At 47.3% G+C, this 5,537-nt stretch carries 4 protein-coding genes; 2 read left to right on the forward strand and 2 right to left on the reverse strand.

Annotated elements, in window-relative coordinates; translation table 11 throughout:
• Positions 1–577 (forward strand): hypothetical protein (locus QUA02_RS31050; RefSeq protein ID WP_333033476.1); only part of this gene is annotated, 577 nt, incomplete at its 5' end.
• Between the two features lie 364 nt (positions 578–941).
• Here QUA02_RS31050 and QUA02_RS31055 read toward each other — a convergent pair.
• Positions 942–2,210: a M16 family metallopeptidase gene (locus tag QUA02_RS31055; protein ID WP_333033478.1), complete on the reverse strand. Its 1,269-nt coding sequence runs from the start codon at positions 2,208–2,210 to the stop codon at positions 942–944.
• Positions 2,211–2,590: 380 nt separating this feature from the next.
• Positions 2,591–3,856 carry a M16 family metallopeptidase gene (locus tag QUA02_RS31060; protein WP_333033480.1) on the reverse strand — a complete coding sequence of 422 codons (1,266 nt, stop codon included), beginning with the start codon at positions 3,854–3,856 and terminating at the stop codon, positions 2,591–2,593.
• A gap of 373 nt (positions 3,857–4,229) precedes the next feature.
• Here QUA02_RS31060 and QUA02_RS31065 point away from each other — a divergent pair, with 373 nt between their 5' ends.
• Positions 4,230–5,258 carry a hemerythrin domain-containing protein gene (locus QUA02_RS31065; RefSeq protein ID WP_333033481.1) on the forward strand — a complete coding sequence of 343 codons (1,029 nt, stop codon included), beginning with the start codon at positions 4,230–4,232 and terminating at the stop codon, positions 5,256–5,258.
• The last annotated feature ends 279 nt before the right edge of the window (positions 5,259–5,537 follow it).

Consider the following 5,537-nt stretch of genomic DNA (forward strand, 5'->3'; position numbering starts at 1 on the left):
GCAATGGAAGCAAATTGGAGCTACTAGACAGCCTAATGGTACTCTCCAGGTAATAGGAATTGGTTTTGATGATGAATCCTACCGAATTTCACAGAGTGTACCTGGAGGAAGTTGGGGAAGTTGGCAAAAGCTTTTTATGGGAGCCTTACCAGCAGGATTAATAGGTACGACTGGTAGTACTGAACTTCGATTAACTGCTGACCCAGCAGAATTGCCTATGGTGTCTTTAGCTGATCGAGACGCACCTCTGGCAAGCACAGTTACTATAACAAAGACTACTGGAGAACTAATTGGTGACTGTGCTCTTGAGTTCTCTAAAGCTTTGCTTGCTTTTAGTAAAGCATATACATCTGCTCAATCGGGGAATGAGATAGAGGCTTTGGCAGCCGCCAATGTTACTGCTAGTTTGACCACATCAGCTGCCGCTAAGTGTGAGATAGCTATTAGACAAGGTATAGGTGATACTTCATCGAAGAGTTCAGATTCTCCAGACAAAGATGGGTTTAGAGGGATAGAAGGAGGACAGTATTGGGATTATGTGCCTGGACCTGGTGCCGGTAAAATACTGGTTGCATAACCATGCATTACTGGTGCACGAGGTTGTTAGATTAAACAGGCTAACAAGCCTGCTGCACCGGAACGGATCAAAGTCATTGGTGAGATGCCAAGGTTGTCTGCGTCCGGTGAGCAGGAACGTTGGGCTGCTCAGTTCTTTGTAATGTGGCTCGGCTTCCCGATCCTCCCAATAGCTTTTTGTTCAAAAATAAGGAGAAAATGTCATGGCAATCACTATCCAACCCTTCATTTGGAATGACCTTTCACAACTTACTGAAGAAACAATCATTGATGAGCTCGACGACAAGTGCCTAGTGAGATGCTCCCGTCTTATTAAAGACTGCGAGAAATCGAACTTTTCAAAAGTTCGATCGCCAATTTCCTACTCAACAAACAGCCACTACACCCAACTCTGTAATCGCCGCCTCCGGGCCCACCAAAGAAATATACGGTTCTACAAAATATTTCTTAGCAGCATCCCGCGCTTCTGAAGCTGTCACCTGTGCAATTTCTTCTTGAAATTGCTGGTCAAATTTAATTCCCAATCCCAAAATTTCGTACCAGCCTAAAACTTGGGCAATTTGCGAATTAGTTTGTTTTCCTAAAGCATATTGACCGAGCATTTTATTCTTGCAAGCTTGCAATTCTTCCTCGCTTAGTTCGGTGTTGGCGAGTCGATCGACTTCTGTCCGCAATCCTTCAAAAGCAGTCGCCGTATTTTCCGGCGCAGTACCCATGTACACCACAAACTGTGCCGTGTCCAAGCGCGTCGCGTAGAGCGCGGAAACGTCGTAAGCCAAGCCCCGCTTTTCCCGCAATTCCACAAACAATCGGCTCGACAAACCGTTACCCAAATAAGTATTCAGCAACTTAATCGCTGCGTAATCGGGATTTTTGACAGAGGGTGCGAGGTAGCCCAGCATAATCACTGATTGCTGCGTATCTTGCGCCGTAACGACCGATTGAGGGGATGGTGACAGGGGGGGGACGGTTAAAGTTGGCAGGGGTGTTAAAGGCGCTTTCCAGTCGCCAAAAGTTCGATCGATCAGGGCGATCGCATCTTCGGTCGATATTCTGCCGGCTACAGAAATAACTACATTATCGGGACGAAAATAGGTTTTGTGGAACTGTTCGAGCTCGTTTCTGGTGAGCTTTGACATAGTAGCTTCCGTACCCAAGGGAGAGAAAGCATATGGGTGTTCCTGGTACATCGCGTGCCGCAATTGCTCGAAGGCGATCGCAAATGGCTGTTCTTGCTGCGATCGAATTGCTGATATGGCAATGCGGCGTTCGAGTTCGACTTCAGCTTCCGGGAAAGTGGGCGATCGGGTCAATTGCGCCGCTAACTCTAAAATATCCTCAAAATCCGCACAAACCGTCTTCAAACTCACTAAAAAATAGTCTGTAGTAGAGTCGGCACTCAACCTCGCTCCCACCGATTCTACACGCTCGGCAATTTCCAGCGAAGACAGGCGATCGGTTCCCTTAGTCATTACCGCCGACAGCAAGTGACACAATCCTGCTTGTTCCGGCTGCACGTAGCGACTGCCGGCCCGCAGGAATATCCTAGCGGCAATAATATCTGCTGCTGGATTTTCTGCTGCTAAGACAACAATACCGTTGTCTAAAACCGTGCGCTGGATTTCATTTTTCATGGTTAATTTAGTTGGGAACTTGTACTGAGCGTAGCTGAAGTATTGGTAATTGAAAATGGGTAATTGGTAATTTGTAATTGGTAATTACTCGATCGCCATTTTTCTATTTTCCACGTGCATCTTGTATGATGTCATACCGGGTCGGGCCTGACGCACAACATCTAAATGTAACAACATCTATCCTGTACGGTGCGCCACAAGCACAGAGAACCCCGGACAAACGCCGAACCTCTATCCCGTAGGGTACGGCACAAGCACAGAAAGCCTTTTCCCAAACAGCGAACATCTATTCGGTAGGATGCGCCACAAGCACAGAGAAACACGGACAAACGCCGAACCTCATCCGGTACAAAAGATATTTATTTTCACCCGTTTACCAATTAGATTGGTTTGAGCACCACGGCCGTGTAGCGCCAGGGAGAGAGATATTGTTGAGCTAGGCGCTGCAGATCTAATTGCCCAAAACCTTTAATCCTGGTGGGATAGCTGAGCGCTAATTCGGCACTGGCGATCGTATTGTAATATCCGTAAAGACCGGCTAGCTGTCCCGGCGTTTCGAGCGAGAAAGCAAAATCGTTGCACAGCAAACGCTTACAGCGGAGCAATTCTACCTCAGAAACCGGCTCAGACTGCAATTCCCAAAGCCGATCGCAAATCCGAGATTCCACCTGTTCAATATCTTTGGCGTCCAAGATTGCACTGATAGTAAATAAACTCGATTCCCGTTGCAGCGAGAAAGTGCTGTCGATCGCCTCTACTAATTGTAATTCTTCCCGCAGTTCCCTGACTAAACGTGAAGTCCGCCCGTTTGCAAGCAACACCGAAAGCAAATCCAAGCCGCAAGCACTTTGCAAATGTTCCACTCCCGGCCCCGTCCAGGCCATCATCAGCCGCGCTTGTTCCAATCGGGGGAGACAGAGTTCCTGACGGCGAATTTCTATCAGTGGCGGTTCCGCCTCTGCGGTTAATTTGGGACAATCCCACCGATCGGAAAACTGCTCGAAAGCTTTCTCCGTAACATCCCTAGCCTGTTGTTCATCAATTCCCCCGACTACCACCACAGTCATATTTTCCGGCTGATAGTGCGATCGGTGGAAACAGCGCATTTCGTGGGGAGTTCGCGACATCAGCAGTTCTTCCGTGCCGAGTACCGATCGCCTGTAGGGATGTCGCTGGTAAACTGTTTCCATCATTGCTTGGAAACCCAGCCAATCGGGACTGTCTTGAGCTTGGCGGATTTCTTCGAGAACCACATCTCGCTCGCGATCGAATTCCGCATCTGGAATCGAAGCGCGCAGCAGCAATTCTGCCAGTGGCTGGGCTGTTTCTGCTAAATAATCGGCCGCAGCGTTGACGAAAAAATGGGCGTAGTCGTGACTTGTAGCTGCATTGGCGACACCGCCGCGATTTTCGATTACCTGGTCAAATTCTCCAGGGGCGATCGAATCCGTCCCTTTAAATATCATGTGTTCTAAAAAATGAGCCATTCCCGACCAAGAATCCGGCTCTAGCGTAGCGCCAGCCCTCACCCACACGTCTAGCGCGACCACCGGTGTGGCCGAAATCCGCTGGTGAATGACCGTTAACCCGTTGTTGAGCTTCCAGACATTGGCTGGGAACTCTAAAGCAGTGAGCAGTTGAGACAAGCTAGTTATTCTTAAACTTTAGTTAACTTCGGCTGCAACTATGGTAGCGCTTTACAGCTATGCGATCGGGATTAATTGATACAAAAGTCAGTTGACTGTTGACTGTTGTCAGTGGGCAGTTGTCAGTTGACTGTTGTCAGTTGACTGTTGACTGTTGACTGTTGACTGTTGACTGTTGACTGTTGTAATTAAGGGTAATTTTTGCTTTTTTTAAAACGACCTTAGCCTTAATTAAGTACCATTTTTTTGATCAAAAGTCAATAGGTTGCGCGGGATATTAATGAATCAGTCGCGAGAAAGAGGGTGTTATCAGAATATTTCAATAAATTAAAAGATGTAAGAACACTAAAGACCTTGAGAGGAGAAACGACAGATGGTAGCTACCTTAGAAGATACTAAGCGCCAAGCGATCGCGACTAAATTAGCAGACATGAAAGCGCTGCAAAACCTTTTGATCGCCAACGAGCAATTGTTCATCAATTCCTGCAACGACTCCGAACTGTGCGATCGCTTCCGGGATATGCTTGAGGACGATCGCAAAAACTTGGGCGTATTAGAAACCGTAATCGTACAATACGGCATTCAAGCCGAACCCAAAGAAACCAGCACAAAAATGATTGAAGAAGTTCAGAAACTCATGCAAGGTTCTGAACTCACATTGTTTGAAAAAGTCACCCAGCACGAACTGCTCAAACACAAACAAACAATGGCCGGTCTGTTAGTACACAAAGCCGCTCAAGTAGTCGGCGCAGACATCGAAGCCGCCATTACTCCCCTCAACACAGTTAACTTTGAGAACCGCGCTCACCAAGAACAACTCAAAGGAGTTCTCGAAATTTTAGGAGTGCGCGAACTGACCGGCAAAGACCCCGACCAAGGCGTTTGGGCCCGCGTGCAAGATGCAATGGCCGCGATGACTGGCATCATCGGCGGTGCAGTTACCCGCACCAAAGATGAGATGAACATCACCGAAATCATCTCAATGGATCACCGCAAAGCCGATACCCTATTTATGGAGATCGAAAAAACCGACGATCCAAAAAAACTGCAAGAATTCTTCGGTCAGTTGTACAAAGATTTAAGCGTTCACGCTGAAGCAGAAGAACAAATTGTTTACCCAGCAATTCGCAGCTACTACAGCAACACTCAAGAACTGTACGACGAGCAAGCAGAAATGAAGCAGATGCTTGCCCAAATTAAGGCAATGAATCCCAGTTCTTCTGATTTCAAAGCCCAAATCAAACTGCTCAAAACAGCGGTTCAGGATCACGTAAAAGAAGAAGAAAACGATATGTTCCCTCAAATTCGCCGCAACTTTAGCGAAGCACAAATGGAACAAATGGCTACTCAATTCAAAGCAGCCAAAAGCACGCTCCAGCAAGAAATGGCTAACCTGAGCTAATTCAGCAGTCCGCTAATTTCAACTCTAGCCAAACTAGAGAATAGCTAAACTGCAACCTATCAATCCCGCTACCCACGTAGCGGGATTACTGTTTTGTGTGAACTTACAAATGTTCAAAAACTAAAAGATCCATAAACCCGCCCTGGGTAAGGTGGTAGTGGGGGCGGGTTTATTTAGATTGTGAGTTATAGTCAGAGATTGTGGGTGATATCAAATCCGGTAGCATCGGAATTATATAGTGCGAGCGTCCCCGCTCGCGAGCCACGCCGCGAGCGGGGA

Source organism: Microcoleus pseudofavosus SVA1_A4 (genome assembly GCF_036700565.1).
Lineage (GTDB): Bacteria > Cyanobacteriota > Cyanobacteriia > Cyanobacteriales > Microcoleaceae > Microcoleus.